Source organism: Amycolatopsis sp. MJM2582, from assembly GCF_000754115.1.
GTDB classification, from domain to species: Bacteria; Actinomycetota; Actinomycetes; order Mycobacteriales; family Pseudonocardiaceae; genus Amycolatopsis; species Amycolatopsis japonica.
The window spans coordinates 621185-638137 of record NZ_JPLW01000001.1; the positions used below are offsets into that span (position 1 = coordinate 621185).

Below are 16953 nucleotides of genomic sequence, written 5' to 3' on the forward strand. Positions count from 1 at the left end.
CCGGATAGGCTCGTTTTCGTGAAGAGGGACGATGACGCGGCCCCGGTGGCGCCGACCGGGGTCGACACCGAAAAGCCGTCCGCGGCGAGGATCTACGACTGGTTCCTCGGCGGGACCCACAACTGGGCGGTCGACCGCGAGTTCGCCCGCGCGCTGGAAAAGCAGTGGCGCTGGGTCAAACCGGGCGCGCGGCACAACCGCGAGTTCATGAACCGCGTCGTGCGCGCGGCGCTGGAGGCGGGGATCCGGCAGTTCATCGATCTGGGCTCCGGTGTCCCGACAGCCGGGAACGTGCACGAGATCGTGCAGGAAGAACTCGAGCCGGGCGACACGGCGAAGGTCGTGTACGTCGACTACGAGCCGGTGGCGGTGGCGCACGCGGAGCTGATCCTCGAACGTCACGAGGCGACCGACTGGGCGGGGATCGTCCAGGCGGACATGCGGCGGCCGAAGGACGTCCTGCGGCATCCGGAGACGCTGCGGCTGATCGATTTCGACCAGCCGGTGTGCCTGATGATGATGGCCGTCCTGCATTTCGCCGGACCGCACGACGATCCGCCCGCGCTGGTCGCGACGTACCGGAACGCGCTCGCGCCGGGCAGCTGGCTGGGGCTTTCGCATATGAGCTTCGGCGGCCAGACCGGCGAGGACGCCGACGGGCTGCATTGGATGGTCGAGCAGTACCGGAAGACGAGCAACCCGGTGTGGATGCGGGACCGCGAAGAGATCGAGCCGCTCTTCGGCGACTGGCCACTACTGGAGCCCGGCGTCGTCCACCTGCCCGACTGGCGACCCGTGCGGGAGCTGCGGCGGGACGAGGAAGGTGCCCGGCCGTTCGCCTGGTGCGGGGTCTCGGTGCACCCCTGACCTCAGACCTCTCGCCGGTTCGCGTCGCGTTCAGGGGGCTAAAGGCGACGCGGACCGAGCAGAGGTCGGAGGAATGAGTGATCGCTGACGGCGAACGTGGAACGGAAACAAACGGGTCGATCGGAGAGTTGAGCTAGGCAGACTCAACTAACCGAGGAGTGCACAGATGACCGACAACCGCCTCCTGCCCGTCCTCCCGCTCGATGACGACGTCGTGCTGCCGGGCATGATCGTCCCGCTCGACCTCGCCGACACGGAGACGCGCGCCGCGGTGGAGTCCGCCCAGGCCAACACGCCTGCCCAGGCTTCCTTCCCGGGGATCCGGTCCAGCGCCTCCGCCAAGGCCGAGGTGCTGATCGTCCCCCGCGTCCACGGCGAATACGCCGAACTCGGCACCATCGCGACCGTCGAACGCATCGGGCGCGTGCCCGGCGGCAAGACCGCGGTGCTGTTGCGCGGCACCCGCCGCGCCGTCGTCGGCCGCATCGCCGACGGCCCCGGCGCCGCCCGCTGGGTCCACGCCGAGGTCGCCACCGAGACCACCGACGACAACTCCGCGAAACTCGCGTCCGAGTACAAGAGTGTCGTCCTCGCGATCCTCCAGCAGCGTGGCGGCTGGCAGATGATCGACGCGGTCCAGGAGGTCGAGGACCCGTCCGCGGTCGCCGACCTGGCGGGCAACTCGTCGTACCTCAAGACCGAGCAGAAACTCGAACTGCTCTCCGCCCTCGACGTCTCGGCGCGGCTCGAGAAGGCTCTCGAATGGAGCCGCGAGCAGCTGGCCGAGCTCGAAGTCACCGACACCATCCGCAAGGACGTCCAGGAGGGCATGGAGAAGCAGCAGAAGGAGTTCCTGCTGCGCCGCCAGCTCGAAGCGATCCGCAAGGAGCTGGGCGAGCTCGACGGCACGGCCAACGACGACGACTACCGCGCCCGCGTCGAGGCCGCCGAGCTGCCGGACGCGGTCAAGAAGGCCGCACTGTCCGAAGTGGACAAACTGGAGCGCACCTCCGACCAGTCCCCCGAGGGCGGCTGGATCCGCACCTGGCTGGACACGGTCCTCGAACTGCCGTGGAACGAGCGCACCACCGACGTCCACGACATCGCCGCGGCGCGGGACATCCTCGACGCCGATCACGCCGGCCTCGACGACGTGAAGGAACGCATCATCGAGTATCTGGCCGTGCGCAAGCGCCGTGCGGAGTCGGGCCTCGGCCCGGTCGGCGGACGGCGTTCGGGCGCGGTGCTCGCGCTCGCCGGCCCTCCCGGTGTCGGTAAGACGTCGCTCGGCGAGTCCGTGGCGAAGGCGATGGGCCGCAAGTTCGTCCGCGTCGCGCTCGGCGGCATCCGTGACGAGGCGGAGATCCGCGGCCACCGCCGCACCTACGTCGGCGCGCTGCCCGGCCGGATCGTCCGCGCCATCAAGGAAGCGGGTTCGATGAACCCGGTCGTGCTGCTCGACGAGATCGACAAGGTCGGCGCCGACTACCGCGGCGACCCGACGGCGGCGTTACTGGAGGTGCTGGACCCGGAGCAGAACCACACGTTCCGCGACCACTACCTCGAGGTCGAACTGGACCTGTCCGACGTCGTGTTCCTGGCGACGGCGAACGCGCTCGAGACCATCCCCGGCCCGCTGCTGGACCGGATGGAGCTGGTCACCCTCGACGGCTACACCGAGCACGAGAAGGTCACCATCGCCCGCGACCACCTGCTCCCCCGTGAGCTGGAGCGCGCCGGTCTCGGCAAGGACGACGTCACGCTGACCGACGGCGCGTTCAGCCGCATCGCCGCCGAGTACACGCGGGAGGCCGGGGTGCGCAACGCGAACCGGACCATCGCGAAGGTGCTGCGCAAGGTGGCGACCAAGGTCGCGCTGGACGAGGTCGCGTTGCCGCTGACGATCGACGCCGACGGGCTGGAGACCTACCTCGGCCGTCCGCGGCACCTGCCGGAGTCCTCGCTGCCCGCGTCGACCCAGCGCACGTCGACCCCTGGTGTGGCCACCGGGCTGGCGGTGACCGGAGCCGGCGGTGACGTCCTCTACATCGAGGCGTCGCTGGCGGATCCGGAGTCCGGCTCCACCGGGCTTCAGCTGACCGGCCAGCTGGGCGAAGTGATGAAGGAGTCGGTGCAGATCGCGTTGTCGTACCTGCGTTCGCACGGCGCCGAGCTGGAACTCCCGGTGGGCGACCTGAAGGACCGCGGCATCCACGTGCACGTCCCCGCGGGCGCGGTGCCCAAGGACGGGCCGAGCGCCGGCATCACGATGACGACCGCGCTGGCGTCCCTGCTTTCGGGCCGCGTAGTGAAGTCGGACGTCGCGATGACCGGTGAGGTGTCGCTGACCGGGCGCGTGCTGCCGATCGGCGGGGTCAAGCAGAAGCTGCTGGCCGCGCACCGGGCCGGGATGAAGACGGTGATCATCCCGCAGCGCAACGAGCCCGATCTGGACGACGTCCCGGCCGAAGTGCTGGCCCAGCTGGACGTCCACGCCGTGGCGAACGTCCGCGACGTGCTGGACATCGCGCTGGCCCCGGCGACGGCTCCGGTCGCCCAAGCGGCGTAACGGCGCGAGGTCGAAGCCCCGGATCCCCTCGTGGGTTCGGGGCTTTCGGCTTGCCGAGATCCGGACGAACCCGGACATTGACTCGCCTTAAACTCCCTATCACGTTTTGATAACGTACATTGCGTGCCACCCAGCCGGGGTGCGTGATCCTTGAGAGGGCAAGGTCATGAGTCAAGGAATTCTTCCCCCGTTGCGGCCGAGGCGCAGGTGCGTTTCGGCCGGTCAGATCGTCTGTCTGAGCATTCTCACCGGATTCACCGCGGCGCTGACCTTCACCGGCACCAGCGCCACTATCGCCGCGGGGATCGCCATCACCCTGTTCGGCGCCGTTCTCCGTCGCCCCGCGCCCGCCAAGGCACCCCGATGAACACGGAAACGGAGTTCATGGCGCGGCTGCGCGAACTCCGTGACCGAAGCGGCCTCAGCATCCGCGCACTGGCCGCCGCGACCGGCTGGTCCCGCAGCACCTTGGCCGACCTGTTGGCCCGGAATACCTTGCCGAGCAACGAAAACCAGATGCGAGTCCTGTTGCGCGCCCTGCTCCGGACGGTCCCCGACGAGCGCGGGGTCGACGAGTATCTCGCCGACTGGCGTCACCTGATCGGACGTCGCCACCACCGCAATGGCGGATGCGCACCGCTCGACCGGATACTCGTCGCACTGGAAATCGCCGCGCAGCGCGGTGGCTCCGAAGCACCGGGCCTACGCAAAGCGAAAGAAATAGTGCTGCACGAAGGTTCCCTACGAAAGTTCCCTCCTCGCGGTGAATACGCCGCGAATTCACCTGGATGTCCCGTTCCGCCCGTACTCTCCGACCCGCTCCATCCCGCACCACCACATCAGCGGATGTCTCGGAGGCACGAGTGAAGCGACGGAATTTCCTGCGCGCGGCCGTGGTCGGCGCCGGTGTCACGGCGTTCGGAAACAGGCTCTCGGGAGCGGCTCTCGCCGCGCCCGCCCAGAACGGACCCAGCCCGTACGGCGCGCTCCAGGCCGCCGACGCGAACGGGATCCAGCTGCCGGCGGGATTCACCAGCCGTGTCATCGCCAGGTCCGGCCAGAAGGTCGCGAGCACCGGGTACACCTGGCACAGCGCCCCGGACGGCGGCGCGGTGTTCGCCGACGGCAGCGGCTGGATCTACGTGTCGAACTCGGAGATCACCCCCGGCGGGGGCGCGAGCGCGGTCAAGTTCGACGCGAGCGGGAACATCACCGGCGCCCACCGCATCCTGGCGAACACCCGCCAGAACTGCGCGGGCGGCAAGACTCCTTGGAACACCTGGCTTTCCTGCGAGGAGATCGACCTCGGGTTCGTCTACGAATGCCAGCCGAACGGTCCGGCCACGGCCGCGGTCCAGCGGCCCGCGATGGGGAAGTTCAAGCACGAGGCCGCGGCGGCCGACCCGGTGCGCAAGGTCGTCTACCTGACCGAAGACACCTCCGACGGCTGCTTCTACCGCTTCGTGCCGACGACCTGGGGCGATCTCTCCGCCGGGACGTTGCAGGTGCTCAAGGCCGGCACGGCGACCTCGGGCAGCTTCACCTGGGCGAACGTCCCCGACCCCGACGGCTCCCCCACCGCCACCCGTAACCAGGTGTCCGGTGCGAAGCGGTTCAACGGCGGCGAAGGACTGCACTACGCCAACGACACCGCGTGGTTCACCACCAAGGGCGACAACCGCGTCTGGCAGCTCAACCTGACGAACAGCACCTACGAGCTGGCCTACGACGACTCGCTGGTCAGCCCTGGCTCGGCCCCGCTGACGGGTGTCGACAACGTCACCGGGACCTCGTCGGGTGACCTCTACGTCGCCGAAGACGGCGGCAACATGGAGATCTGCATCATCACCCCGAACGACATCGTGGCCCCCTTCCTGCGGATCAACGGCCAGAGCTCGTCGGAGATCTGCGGCCCCGCGTTCACTCCGGCGGGGAACCGGCTGTACTTCTCCTCGCAACGCGGTACCTCCGGTTCGTCCTCGGGCGGGATCACCTACGAGGTGACCGGCCCCTTCCGTTCCTGAAACCGGCGTGCGGGGGCGTCGACGGCCCGGCGCCCCCGCACGGCTCAGGCGTTGGTGCGGTTCTTCTCCCGCAGCCGGTTCACCACGAAGAGGGTCAGGGCGATCGTGACGGCGGCGATCACGAAGTACTGGAAGAACCCGGCGTATTCCTCGACCAGATGCCAGCTCTCCCCGAGGGCGTAACCCGCCAGGACGAACACCGTGTTCCAGATCAGGCTGCCCAGCGTGGTCAGGGCCAGGAACCGCCAGAACGGCATGCGTTCGATTCCGGCGGGCAGGGAGATGAGACTGCGGAAGATCGGCACCATCCTGCCGAAGAACACCGCCTTGGTGCCGTGTTTCCGGAACCAGGCTTCGGTCTTGTCGAAGTCGGACGCCTTGACCAGCGGGATCTTCGCCATCCAGCGCCGTGTTCGGTCTCGGCCCAGCAGCAGGCCGAGGTAGTACACGATGATCGCGCCCGCGACCGAGCCGAACGTCGTCCACACCAGTGCCTCCATCAGCGTGAACGTGCCCTGACTGGCGGAGAACCCGGCCAGCGGGAGCACCAGTTCGCTGGGGATCGGCGGGAAGAGGTTGTCCAGGCCGACGATGATCGCCGCTCCCGGACCGCCCAGCGCGTCCATCAGTGACACCGCCCAGCCGGCGAGTCCTCCCATCGGTTCACTGGCGGTTTGGGCGAGGAGGAGGTTCATGGCGGCCTTTCGTGGTCGTCTGCGGATGTCAACGAACGTACGAATCGCCCGGGTTCCGCACACTGGGGTGAAGCGGCACGAATCACTGCGGTAAACCGCAGTACCGATCTCCGACTACCCCGCTAACCTCGCGTTATGCCCATTCCGCCGTCGATGCGCCGCTACCTGCGCAGAGCACTCCGCGGCACACTCGGTCTGGCGATCGGCGCCATGACCGCGGTCGCGGAGTTCTTCTATGTGCTCTTCGGCGGCCTCGCGCTCACAGTTCCCGCGCTGCGGCAGCCCGTCCTGGCCGGTGCGCGTGTGCTGTCCGAAGTGGAACGGCGGCGGCTGGAGAAGTACTTCGGCGAAGAGAACGCCACGAACTACACCGAACACCGTGCGATGGCCTATCTCATCCCGCGATGCGTCATCGGGCTGCTCTGCGCCGCGATCTTCGTCCTGATCCTGCTGGGCGCCGGATCCGGGGTGATCATCGCAGCTCAGCTCTTCGAGGGTCAGTCGCCCGGAGGAGGAGCACCGGCCGACTGGTACGACCCGGTTACCACGGTCCTCTTCGGCGGGTTGCTCGTTTTCCTTGCCTTGCAAGGACTTATCGGAGCCGCGACGCTGGACGCCAGGCTGGCGAAGCGCTTTTTCGGTCCCAGCAGAAGCGAACAGTTGCGCCGGCGGCTCTCCGAACTCACTACCAGCCGGGCGGAAGTGGTCGAGGCGGTCAACGGTGAGCGTCGCCGGATCGAACGGGACCTGCACGACGGCGTCCAGCAGCGGCTCGTCGCGCTCGGAATGCTGCTCGGCCGGGCGCGTCGCGCGACCGACCCGGAACACGCGGCGGATCTGCTCCGGCAAGCGCACGAGGAATCCCAGCGCGCCCTGGTGGACCTGCGAGAGGTCTCGTGGCGGGTGTATCCGATCGCACTGGATTCGGACGGACTGCATCCCGCGCTGGAGGCGCTGGCGGAACGCTCGGGCATCCCGGTCCACCTGTGGGTCGACCTGCCGGAACGGCCACCGGCGGCCATCGAGACCGTCGTCTACTTCGTCGCTTCCGAGGCGGTCACCAATACGATCAAGCACGCCGCGGCGACGCGGATCGACATCGAAGTGGAGCGGGACGGGGGCAGGGTGCGGGTACGGATCACCGATGACGGCACGGGCGGGGCGAGGAAGTCGGGCGGCGGGCTTTCCGGCCTCGCGATGCGCGTCGCGGCGGCGGACGGACGGTTCACAGTGGACAGTCCGCTCGGCGGCCCGACCGTGGTGACCGCGGTGCTGCCGTGCGAGTGATCCTCGCGGAGGACTCGACCCTCCTGCGCGAAGGGCTGGTCCGGCTGCTGGTCGAAGAAGGACACGAGGTCGTGGCGTCGGTCGGCGACGGCGATGCGCTCCTCTCGGCGACGGCCGCCTACCGGCCGGACGTGATCGTCACCGACGTCCGGATGCCGCCGACCCACACCGACGAAGGCCTTCGCGCGGCGCTCGAGATCCGGAAACGCTGGCCGGAGATCGGGGTGCTGGTGCTCTCTCAGTACGTCGAGAAGCGCTATGCGGCCGAGCTGATCACCGGCGACGGTGAACGCGTCGGCTATCTCCTGAAGGACAGGGTCGCCCAGGTGGGCGAATTCCTGGACGCGCTCGAACGGGTGGCCGCGGGCGGCGCCGCGTTCGATCCGGAGGTGGTGCGACGGCTGCTCGCACGGACCACGCACACCGATCCGCTCGCGAAACTGACCGTCCGCGAACGTGAAGTGCTGGAGAAAATGGCGCAGGGGCACACGAATCCCGGAATCGCCGAGTCGTTGTTCATCTCGCTGAGCGCTGTCGAAAAGCACGTGAACGCCCTCTTCGACAAGCTCGAACTGGCCAGCACCGCCGGCTACAGCCGTCGCGTCCTGGCCATCCTGCGCTACCTCGGGTCCTGACCCCGAGTTGACAGGCAAGTGACGACTTGCCTATAACTGAGTCGTGGACGGCGACCTGTTCAAGGCGATCGGCGACGCGACGCGACGCACCATCCTGGACGAGCTGACCGAAAAGGACGGTCAGACCCTGTTCGAGATCTGCGGCAGGCTGACCATGAAGCATGGCTTGTCCTCGTCACGACAGGCCATCTCGCAGCATCTCGCGATGCTCGAACAGGCGGGCCTGGTGCGCACCCGGCGACAGGGCCGCTACAAGTTCCACCACATCGACACGAGTCCACTGCGGTCGATCGTCGAGCGGTGGCCCATCGACCGAGAGGAACCGAACCCGTGATCCGGATCAACATCACCAGCGTCTTCGTCGACGACCAGGCGAAGGCCCTCGACTTCTACACCGAAAAACTGGGGTTCATCAAGAAAAACGACGTACCCGCCGGGGACGCCCGCTGGCTCACCGTGGTCTCCCCGGCCAACCCCGACGGCGTCGAACTACTACTGGAACCGGACGGGCACCCCGCGGCGAAGCCGTTCAAGAAGGCGCTGGCCGACGACGGCATCCCGTTCACCCAGTTCGCCGTCGACGACGTGTACGCCGAGGTCGAGCGCCTCAAGGGGCTCGGCGTCGAGTTCACCCAGGACGCCGTGGACATGGGCCCCGTGGTCACCGCCGTCTTCGACGACACCTGCGGCAACCTGATCCAGCTCGCCACGATGAAGTAGACCCGGCGAGACAAAGCGGGGCTCGGCCCACTGTGGACCAAGCCCCGCTTTGACGTTTCCCTACTGCTGCACCCACTCCACGAGCTCCACGGGCACGCCGTTCGGGTCGGTGACCATGAAGAGACGCTCTCCCCACGGCTCTTCCCGCAGCGGCAACGTGATCTCGACACCTTCGTCGCGCAGGCGCTTCTCCTCGGCCTCGAGGTTCTCGACCGTGAAGGCCACGATCACGCCGGACGCGCGCTGCTGCCGCAGGTTCTCCGGCAAGACCTCGATCCCCGCCTGAAGCAGGACGATGCTCACCTTCGCGGTTTCGTGCCCGAGGGAGACGAAACCCTCCGCGGCCATCTGCTCGGTGAAGCCGAAGTGCTCGGTGAAGAAACGGCTGGACGCGGTGACGTCGTCGACGGTCAACGAGATGGTGGAGGCAAGGACGTTCATGGGCTATCCCCTTCGGTCGGCGTTGAGTTTTCGGATGAGCTGAGCGGTCAGTACGACCGGCGGCGCGGGACGCCGATCGAACGGCGCACCGGCATCGAGCGGCCGGGGAACGGCTGCTGATGACGGCGGTCGTTCCGGCGGGCCTGGGCGCGGTTGGTGCCTTCGTTGCCTTGGGGGATTCGAGCGGTCAAGGAGCCTCTTCTCTCGTGGTCGGTAGTACGGACGTAAGTTTACATCCGACCTACCAGAAGTCAAGGATATTTTTACGACGGTGGTAAACTTCGCTCATGACCAGCGCGGATGTGGGCCTTCGGGAGCTCAAAAAGCAGGAGACACGGCAGCTGATCTCCGACCAGGCGACGCTTCTCTTCATCGAGAAGGGGTTCGAGGAGACGACGATCGCCGAGATCGCCGCCGCGGCGAGAGTCGCGAAGAAGACCGTCACCAACTACTTCGCGCGCAAGGAAGACCTGGCGCTCGACCAGCACGAGGAGTTCACGAACGGGCTGGCGAACGCCGTCCGCGACCGGAAGCCGGGTGAGTCGGCGCTGGCCGCGCTACGGCGCACCTTCCTGGACGCGGTGGCGGAGCACTCTCCCGTGATCGGTTTCACCGGGCCGGTCTTCGCGAAAATGGTGCTGGAGAGCCCGACCCTGACCGCGCGGCTGCGTGAGCTGCACGAACTGCGCGAAGCCGCGCTCGCCGAACTGCTCGCGACCGAGACCGGAGCCGACGCGGACGACGTCACCCCGGTCATGGCCGCAGCCGAGCTCAACGCGATCGACCGCGTCCTCTTTCGCGAGGTCCTCCGGCGGTCCCATGCCGGCGAGAGCAACGACGAGATCGCCGAAGCGCTGACGAAGGCGACCAAGCGGGCTTTCGAGCTGCTGGAGCCCGCTTTCGGCGACTACGCGATCCGCGAATAGCCCCTGGGTTTTGTCGGGGGTTACCGCTAGGTTTCGCTCCATGTCTGAGGGGACCTTGCTCGACGTCGTCTACTGCGAAGGCTGGGACCCGGCCGCCCGCGCGCTGATCGGAAGGTTCTCCCCCGGCATCGCGCGGGAACGCGACGCCGCCGGGGAGCAGTACGCCGTCGCGCTGGTGCGTCCCGACTCGGGAGTTCCGTTGGTACTGGTCGAAGTCGCTTGGAAGCACCACTTCGCCCGCTCCGCGCACTTCGACGAGCGGAGCAGGCGCCGTGGGTTGTTCGAGTTCCGCGTGCTCGAAGACGGCTCGCTGTTCCTCGTGAAGGTCGACCAATGGACCTACCATTTCGATGACCAGGAGGAATTCGACGAGCAGAACGCCGGCCGTGTCGAGCTGTCCTTCGGCCCCGACGGCGACGGCTGGATGCACAAGGCCCCTCGTGGCTACGGCGGCGGTTCCAGCAGCGGCCGCGTGCGAAAGGCGTTGTCCGAGCTGAGGATGCCGAAGCCCGCCTTCGGCGACTGGGAACCCTTCACGAATTCGAAGGAGCTGACCCTGCGGACGCCGGACGCCCCGGTCACCGATCCACCGGTTCCGGTCGAGGAGCGCCCTTGGCGGCCCTCCGTTCCCTTGCGCCCCTTCGGTATCGACGAAATGTTCACGGCGGGTACGCGTTTCTCCCTGAGCGGTGGCCACGGCGTCGTCGAGATCGGCCTTCGGGACGCCGGGAAGCTCCGCATGACCAGCGGCAGGCTCGTCGCGGCGGATCCGGCCTTCCTGGATTCGGACGCCGCGCACTTCACGGTCACCGTGCCTCCCGGCGAGTACCGGGTGGTGATCTCGGTGATCCGGTTCGTCGACGAGCCGTCCCACGAACGGGTCGTGGCCGCGAAACTCGTCGTCGCCGACGTCCCCGTCGCCACCTGGGAAGCGGCGCTGTGGCCCGGGCAGAACGCGCTTTTCCTCGGTGACGGGGAGTTCTACGGCTATGGCGTGGACAGCGGCACTGGCTGCTTCACCGACGCCGACGCCCTTCCCGAGGAGATAGACGACGAGCTGCTGGAGAAATTCGAGGAGGTGGACCCGCATATCGACGTCACGCCGGACGGTGCCGACGGCAACATCATCGCGTTCACCACCGGCTGGGGAGACGGCAGTTATCCGACCTGGATCGGCCGGGCGGCCGACGGCACACCGGTCTGCTTCGTCACCGACATGCTGATCCTGAACCGTGCCCGGATTCTCACGGCCTGAGCGGGGATCATGGCGCCATGACCTTCACCGGAGAAGAGATCGCGTACCTGCGCTCGCAACCGTTGGCCCGCTTCGCGACCCTGTCGGAGGACGGTGAACAGCCCGACGTCGTCCCCTTGGCGTTCGAATTCGACGGAACGGATTTCTGGGTGGGCGGCACGGGCGCATCGGTCCTGGCGACCAGGAAGTTCCGCAATATCCAAGCGGGACAACGTAAAGTCGCCTTGCTCGTCGACGACCTCGTCTCACTCGACCCGTTCATCGCGCGCGGTGTCCGGATCTACGGAGAGGCCGCCGACCCGATCGAACGGATGGGAATCGTCGGCCCCGGCATCTACTCGCGCGTGACGCCGAAGGTTTCGTGGAGCTGGAACATGGCGGGCGAACCCGCGGGCGAGGCTTGGTATCCGTCGAGGCGAGCGGTTCACGGCGACACGTAGACGAGCATGTCCTTCAGGACGCCGCCGATCTCGTGATGGGCGGGCGGCTCGGTCATCGGTCCATTCTTGTCGGTGGGTGGCGGTACCTTCGAATCCATGCGGGAGCTGATCGTCACCGAGAACTGCACGATCGACGGCGTGATCGAACTGGCGGGCGACTGGTTCAGCCCGGGCGACACCGATCCGGACGTGGACCAGTCCGACGTTCTGGCCACGCTCCGGGAACAACGTGAGAATGCCGACGCGTTCCTGCTCGGACGCGTCACCTTCGAAGACATGCGCGGGTATTGGCCGCACCAAACCGAAGACACGACAGGCATTTCCGCTTACCTCGACACCGTGAACAAGTACGTCGTCTCGAGCACGCTCACGGAGCCGGAGTGGGAGAACACCACTGTGCTCTCCGGCGAGCTGCGCTCGGAGATCGAGAATCTGAAGTCCACCGAAGGCAAGGACATCGTGACCACCGGCAGCGTCTCGCTGGTGCGATCGCTCATCGCCGAGGGGCTCGTCGACGAGTACCGGTTGTTCGTCTACCCCGTCGTGGTCGGTGAAGGCCGTCGACTGTTCGAGGGCGCCACCGGTGTCCCGAAGCTTCGGCTGGTGGAGGAGAGGTCGTTCGCTTCGGGAATCGTGCTGCTGCGCTACCGCGCGGCGTCGAACTGACGGCTTCACCGGGTCGCGCGGCGGGAATTCCCTGCTCACCCGCCGCTCGGTAGGGTCGGGCTCCGGTTCGGCGACGGGAGAACGACGGAGGTGGCGCGCATGGCCGACGCGTCGAAGTTCACGGCCGAGGTGTTCCGTCGCGCGTCGGAACGGCCTCAGGTCCCACCGCGGCTGGCCCGGGCGGCGACCTGCGTCCGGGAAGGCAAGTTCACTTGGGAGGAGGCCGCTACCGGGAATTGCGAGCACCCGCTCGCACAGGCGCTGTTCGCCCCCAGAGCCCAGGAGAAGCTGTGGCCGTTGCTGGCCGAGGTCGCCGCGGAGCTCGAGTCGGAGCCTCCGCCCGCCGAACCCCGGCGCGCGCGACGAGCGCCGACGACGGACGACGACTTCAGTGAGTACACCTACCTCGAAGACCTGGCCGAACCGAACACGCGTCCCGCATGGCCGCAAAGGCGGGGACGCGGCCGGTGAGCGGCCCCCGTGAGAAAACAGGGTGAGGAGCGCACGGTCCCGCGCGTAGCGCCGGCGACCGTGATCGGTGAGACGGGCACAGGAGACGACCCTTCGGACGGCTGGTACCCCGAGAGCGTGGCCACTGACTACGACGAGCCGGGCGGAGCGAACCGCCCGACGTGGTGACACCCGCGGTGGACGTCCTCGAAGACCTGGCCGACGGCCCGGTGCTCGAGTTCGCCGTCGGAACCGGACGGATCCCTGGCCGCGCGTGGCGTGCCGGTGAGCGGTATCGAACTGAGCCGGGCGATGGCGGCACGGATCGCGCGCAAGCCGGGTGGCGGCGCGGCCCGTTCGCGATGGAGCCGGGCTATGTCGGTTTCGACGTATCGCCGGGATGCGACTGAAGCACCGTTGGGCGGACTGGGACCGCTCGGAGTTCACTGCCGAGAGCACGAAGCAGGTGTCGGTCTGGGAGCGCGGTTCGTGAGGATGATGGCCGCGCTGACGGCGAGCAGGGGCAGCGCCCACAGCGCCGTCGTGAGGTAGCCGGACCGGGAAGGGAGCAGCGTGCCGTCCGGGGTGGCGGCGGCGAGCAGGAGACCGGCGAGAGCACTGCCCACGGCCATCCCGATGCTGCGGGCGATCTGGTTGATCGAGAGCACGCTGGCCGTTTCCCCTTGGGGCACACCGGCCAGAACGAGTTTGGGCATCACCGCGAAGACACCTCCGACGGCGAAACCGAGCAGGGCGATCGCGACGAGGACGAGAAGAAACGACCGGTTGCCGGCGGCGAACAGCAGGGCGCTCGCCACGGCGATCAGGACCGCGAACGCGTACGTCCACCGTTCGGTGAGGCGTGCGATGAGCCGCGGGATCGCTTTTCCCGCAACGAATCCGAGCAGTGAGAACGGGATCAGCGCCGCACCGGCGGCGACTCCAGGAAGCGCGAAACCGTAATGGGCGCCGGATGGCGTCTGCACGTAACGGGTGAACAAGCTGAACAGCAGGTACAAACCCGCACCGGCCACGAGAATCGCCAGGTTCGCGCGAAGGATGCCGCCTTGGGCGAGCAACCGGAGGTTCACCAGCGGCGCCGTCGTGCGCAGTTCGATGAACGCCCACACGACCAGGACCGCGACGGACCCGGCGAGAACACCGATGCCCAGCCACGCGGTCGTCCAGATCGAGGGCTCGGCGATGACCAGGAGGATCCCGAGCGTGCCGAGGGCGAGTAGCAGCGTGCCGGGAACGTCGATCCGAGGAAGATCGCCGGGTGCTTCGGCGGGCAGGAACCGCCAGGCGATGACGAACGCGGCAGCGGAAAGGAGGAAGCCGAAGCCGTACGCGACACGTAGTCCCGCGAGCTGGTCGAGAAGGCTGACCACCGGATAGCCGACGCCGATGCCGACCGTCGACGCGACCGAAAGGGCGGCGATCGTCGATGTCGCGCGCTCAGGCGGCAGGTGGGCGCGGGCGACGCTCATCAGCAGCGCCCCGGCCGCGACCCCGAGCCCTTGCATGCCGCGTCCGATCAACAGCGCCGCGTACGGGAGCGGGAGCACCGTCAGCAACCCACCCGTCATGACCAGGGCCAGGGTGCCCAGGATCGTGGCGCGGCGGTACGGGCCGCTGCCGAGCCTGCCCAGTACCGGGCCCGCGATCGCGCCGCTGAACAGCGTCACCGTCAACGTCCACTGTGCGGCGTCCAGCGAGACGTGCATGCCCGTGGCGACCGGAGTGATCAGGGGTGCCCCGACGCTGCCGATCACCGCGCCCGCCAACGCCGTGCACACCAGCGCCGGGCTCAGCCGCCCGTCGTGCCGGACGGGGACACTCATCGGTTCGTCTCGGTGGTGATGTGGGTGAACAGCCCGGGCTGGATCCGCGTGCGGACGCCTTCGGCCCAGGCGTCGCCGACCTGCTCGACGTCCATCGCGGCGCCGGTGTTGAGCAACATCCCGAAGGCGAGGAACGTCTTCACGGTCACCGGGTCGAGCCCGGTGCCGTCCTCGGCCGTGCCCCACATCCGCGCGAAACAGGACCGCACCGCGTCCCTTACCTCCGGGTCGCCACACGCGGCGAAGCCCTGAAGCTGCAACAACAACCCGGTCCGATCGGCCAGCAGGTCGTAGTACTGCGCACCCATCGCCGAGAGCGCGTCCAGGCCGGTCTTCCCGTCGCCCGCGTCCCGCATCGCGTCGCTGAGCCGTTCGAACGCGGCCTGGACCAGCTCCAGGAACAGGGCCTTCTTCGTCCCGAACATCCGGAAGACGTACGCCTGCGTGATCCCCGCCGTCTTCGCGATCGCTTCCGTCGACGCCCCGTGCAGCCCGTGTTCCGCGAACTCGCTCGCGGCGATGGCCAGCACCTGGGCACGTCGTTCGGGTCCGCTCATCCGTCCAGCCATGCCTCTAAGTTACTGGTTACTAACCACTAACTAAAGGTGTCCTGCGCAACAAAACAGAGCGGCCCCGTGACTGGGTCACGGGGCCGCTCTGGTGTGGCGAGTGAGGGATTCGAACCCCCGAAGGCAGTGCCGTCTGATTTACAGTCAGATCCCTTTGGCCGCTCGGGCAACTCGCCGTGGCCGGGTGTCCCCGGCCGAGACGAAAGAATACCCAATGCCGTGGCGGGCCGGTCAACCGGGTTCCGCAGGGCTAGGGTGGAAGCTCCTGACAAGCGAGTACGAGGTGTGAGAACACGTGGCGGATCCCTCTTTCGACGTGGTGAGCAAGGTCGATCGCCAGGAGGTGGACAACGCCCTGAACCAGGCCAGCAAGGAACTCGGTACACGGTTCGACTTCCGGGGTACCGGGACCAAGATCGACTGGTCCGGTGAGGAGGCGATCGCGATCGAGTCCGAGACCGAGGAGCGGGCGCTGGCGGCGGTCGAGGTGTTCAAGGAGAAGCTGATCAAACGCGGCATCTCCCTGAAGGCCTTCGAAGCGGGCGAGCCGGCGTTGTCCGGCAAGATCTACAAGATCGGCGGCAAGATCCTGCAGGGGATCGCGTCGGACAAGGCGAAGCAGATCGCCAAGTTCATCCGCGACGAAGGCCCCAAGGGCGTCCAGGCGCAGATCCAGGGCGACCAGCTGCGGGTGTCCGGTAAGAAGAAGGACCAGCTGCAGGACGTGATCGCCTTGCTGAAGGGCAAGGACTTCGAGATCGCGCTGCAGTTCACGAACTACCGCTGAGCACGGCGACGACGAGGCCACCTTCGGCGGAAGGTGGCCTTCGTCATGTCTACGACGCGGTGACCGTCCAGGTCCCGTCGCCTTCCACCGACACGAAGGCCGGTCCGGACACGGGAACGCTGCCCTTGTAGTCGCCGAGCTGGTTCACGGGGAGCTCCGAGTAGTCGCCGCTGTGCACCCACACCGCCGTGCGACCGCTGTTCTTGGTCGTGATGGCGACAGCCGAGACGCCATCAGGCGCGGCGAAGACCGCTTCGCTCTTACCGGACAGGGGCTTGCCCGGCGTGAGTACGGGCAGGCCGCTTTCGTCGGTGACGGTCAGCGTCCAGGCGGCGTTGGCCTTGACGGTGAACGTCTTCGCCTGACGGCCGGGCATGTCGTTGATCCACTGCGTGCCCTTGTACGGGCCGACGTCGTTGACGATCAGCTCGTTCTCGGTGTTGACCGCGACGTGCCCGGAACACTTCGGGCACTCGAAGGTCACGAAGCCGATGCGCGACGGCCAGGACATGGGGACCGACGCATTACCCTTCCCCGAATGCTTCTCCTCCGGCTGCGGGCCGGGCTTCGGGGTGGTGGTCGGCGTGGGGGTCGTCGATGGCGCGCGCAGCCCTTCCGGGGCGGCCGCGTGCGGGACGACTCGGCCCAGAGCCGGCGGCGAGCAGGCCATCAGGCCCGCGGTCAGCAGCACGGCACTCGCGGCCGCGCACAAGCGCCTGATCACGTGTTTCCCCCTAGTCGAACCCGTCATCCGATCTTCGCCGCCCGATAGCCCAGC

The 16953-nt window shown here is 67.7% G+C and carries 22 protein-coding genes and 1 tRNA gene; 16 read left to right on the plus strand and 7 right to left on the minus strand.

Annotation, left to right across the window (positions count from 1 at the left end):
* Nucleotides 1–18: 18 nt before the first annotated feature.
* The 5 genes from ED92_RS03050 to ED92_RS03065 all read left to right on the plus strand — a co-directional run bounded on the left by ED92_RS03050 (nt 19) and on the right by ED92_RS03065 (nt 5460).
* A complete protein-coding gene (locus ED92_RS03050) occupies nt 19–867 on the plus strand; it encodes an SAM-dependent methyltransferase (protein WP_037332770.1) in 849 nt (282 codons plus the stop codon).
* A gap of 166 nt (nt 868–1033) precedes the next feature.
* On the plus strand, nt 1034–3436 hold the full coding sequence (lon, locus tag ED92_RS03055) for an endopeptidase La (protein ID WP_037332772.1): 2403 nt from the start codon (nt 1034–1036) through the stop codon (nt 3434–3436).
* Between the two features lie 166 nt (nt 3437–3602).
* A complete protein-coding gene (locus ED92_RS41735; RefSeq protein WP_081975684.1) occupies nt 3603–3803 on the plus strand; it encodes a hypothetical protein in 201 nt (66 codons plus the stop codon).
* Nucleotides 3800–4303 (plus strand): helix-turn-helix transcriptional regulator, encoded by a 504-nt coding sequence (locus tag ED92_RS41740; protein WP_081975685.1) that lies wholly within the window; start codon nt 3800–3802, stop codon nt 4301–4303. The genes ED92_RS41735 and ED92_RS41740 overlap by 4 nt, the downstream gene beginning before the upstream one ends.
* Complete coding sequence (locus ED92_RS03065) at nt 4300–5460, plus strand: alkaline phosphatase PhoX (RefSeq protein ID WP_037332776.1); 1161 nt, start codon at nt 4300–4302, stop codon at nt 5458–5460. Before ED92_RS41740 ends, ED92_RS03065 begins: the two co-directional genes overlap by 4 nt.
* Nucleotides 5461–5504: 44 nt before the next feature.
* Here the strand turns inward: ED92_RS03065 and ED92_RS03070 are convergent, their stop codons facing one another.
* Nucleotides 5505–6155, minus strand: coding sequence for a DedA family protein (locus ED92_RS03070; RefSeq protein WP_037332779.1), 651 nt, complete (start codon nt 6153–6155; stop codon nt 5505–5507).
* A 153-nt stretch (nt 6156–6308) separates the two neighbouring features.
* Here ED92_RS03070 and ED92_RS03075 point away from each other — a divergent pair, with 153 nt between their 5' ends.
* Genes ED92_RS03075 through ED92_RS03090 form a run of 4 tightly spaced genes read left to right on the plus strand, consistent with a single transcriptional unit; the run spans nt 6309 to nt 8797 of the window.
* Nucleotides 6309–7442 carry a sensor histidine kinase gene (locus tag ED92_RS03075; protein WP_037335894.1) on the plus strand — a complete coding sequence of 378 codons (1134 nt, stop codon included), beginning with the start codon at nt 6309–6311 and terminating at the stop codon, nt 7440–7442.
* The gene (locus tag ED92_RS03080; RefSeq protein ID WP_037332781.1) at nt 7433–8077 is read left to right on the plus strand and encodes a response regulator transcription factor; all 645 of its coding nucleotides are present in this window, start codon (nt 7433–7435) and stop codon (nt 8075–8077) included. The genes ED92_RS03075 and ED92_RS03080 overlap by 10 nt, the downstream gene beginning before the upstream one ends.
* Before the next feature lie 43 nt (nt 8078–8120).
* Nucleotides 8121–8411 (plus strand): helix-turn-helix transcriptional regulator, encoded by a 291-nt coding sequence (locus ED92_RS03085; protein ID WP_037332783.1) that lies wholly within the window; start codon nt 8121–8123, stop codon nt 8409–8411.
* On the plus strand, nt 8408–8797 hold the full coding sequence (locus ED92_RS03090) for a VOC family protein (RefSeq protein WP_037332784.1): 390 nt from the start codon (nt 8408–8410) through the stop codon (nt 8795–8797). Before ED92_RS03085 ends, ED92_RS03090 begins: the two co-directional genes overlap by 4 nt.
* Before the next feature lie 60 nt (nt 8798–8857).
* Here the strand turns inward: ED92_RS03090 and ED92_RS03095 are convergent, their stop codons facing one another.
* Both ED92_RS03095 and ED92_RS42705 read right to left on the minus strand, forming a co-directional pair.
* Nucleotides 8858–9238, minus strand: coding sequence for a VOC family protein (locus ED92_RS03095; RefSeq protein ID WP_037332786.1), 381 nt, complete (start codon nt 9236–9238; stop codon nt 8858–8860).
* A gap of 47 nt (nt 9239–9285) precedes the next feature.
* On the minus strand, nt 9286–9429 hold the full coding sequence (locus ED92_RS42705) for a hypothetical protein (RefSeq protein WP_158633258.1): 144 nt from the start codon (nt 9427–9429) through the stop codon (nt 9286–9288).
* A gap of 96 nt (nt 9430–9525) precedes the next feature.
* Between ED92_RS42705 and ED92_RS03100 the strand changes: the two genes are divergently transcribed.
* The 6 genes from ED92_RS03100 to ED92_RS43260 all read left to right on the plus strand — a co-directional run bounded on the left by ED92_RS03100 (nt 9526) and on the right by ED92_RS43260 (nt 13385).
* Complete coding sequence (locus tag ED92_RS03100) at nt 9526–10164, plus strand: TetR/AcrR family transcriptional regulator (protein ID WP_037332789.1); 639 nt, start codon at nt 9526–9528, stop codon at nt 10162–10164.
* 40 nt (nt 10165–10204) lie between these two features.
* The gene (locus ED92_RS41245; protein WP_052120225.1) at nt 10205–11419 is read left to right on the plus strand and encodes a DUF4241 domain-containing protein; all 1215 of its coding nucleotides are present in this window, start codon (nt 10205–10207) and stop codon (nt 11417–11419) included.
* A 17-nt stretch (nt 11420–11436) separates the two neighbouring features.
* Entirely contained in the window at nt 11437–11859 is a 423-nt protein-coding gene (locus ED92_RS03110; RefSeq protein WP_037332791.1) for a PPOX class F420-dependent oxidoreductase, read from the plus strand.
* A 96-nt stretch (nt 11860–11955) separates the two neighbouring features.
* Nucleotides 11956–12525, plus strand: coding sequence for a dihydrofolate reductase family protein (locus ED92_RS03115; protein ID WP_037332794.1), 570 nt, complete (start codon nt 11956–11958; stop codon nt 12523–12525).
* A gap of 99 nt (nt 12526–12624) precedes the next feature.
* Nucleotides 12625–12996 (plus strand): hypothetical protein, encoded by a 372-nt coding sequence (locus tag ED92_RS03120; RefSeq protein WP_037332797.1) that lies wholly within the window; start codon nt 12625–12627, stop codon nt 12994–12996.
* A gap of 161 nt (nt 12997–13157) precedes the next feature.
* Nucleotides 13158–13385, plus strand: a complete 228-nt coding sequence (locus ED92_RS43260; protein ID WP_052120227.1) for a hypothetical protein — start codon at nt 13158–13160, stop codon at nt 13383–13385.
* Between the two features lie 33 nt (nt 13386–13418).
* Here the strand turns inward: ED92_RS43260 and ED92_RS03130 are convergent, their stop codons facing one another.
* The 3 genes from ED92_RS03130 to ED92_RS03140 form a co-directional block, all read right to left on the minus strand.
* Nucleotides 13419–14819 (minus strand): MFS transporter, encoded by a 1401-nt coding sequence (locus tag ED92_RS03130; RefSeq protein WP_037332800.1) that lies wholly within the window; start codon nt 14817–14819, stop codon nt 13419–13421.
* Nucleotides 14816–15388, minus strand: a complete 573-nt coding sequence (locus ED92_RS03135) for a TetR/AcrR family transcriptional regulator (RefSeq protein ID WP_235213183.1) — start codon at nt 15386–15388, stop codon at nt 14816–14818. Before ED92_RS03135 ends, ED92_RS03130 begins: the two co-directional genes overlap by 4 nt.
* A 94-nt stretch (nt 15389–15482) precedes the next feature.
* Nucleotides 15483–15564: transfer RNA gene (locus ED92_RS03140), tRNA-Tyr, on the minus strand.
* Between the two features lie 119 nt (nt 15565–15683).
* Here ED92_RS03140 and ED92_RS03145 point away from each other — a divergent pair.
* Nucleotides 15684–16175 carry a YajQ family cyclic di-GMP-binding protein gene (locus ED92_RS03145; protein WP_016331028.1) on the plus strand — a complete coding sequence of 164 codons (492 nt, stop codon included), beginning with the start codon at nt 15684–15686 and terminating at the stop codon, nt 16173–16175.
* Between the two features lie 49 nt (nt 16176–16224).
* Here ED92_RS03145 and ED92_RS03150 read toward each other — a convergent pair whose 3' ends face one another.
* Entirely contained in the window at nt 16225–16899 is a 675-nt protein-coding gene (locus ED92_RS03150) for a hypothetical protein (protein WP_037332804.1), read from the minus strand.
* Nucleotides 16900–16953: the final 54 nt, after the last annotated feature.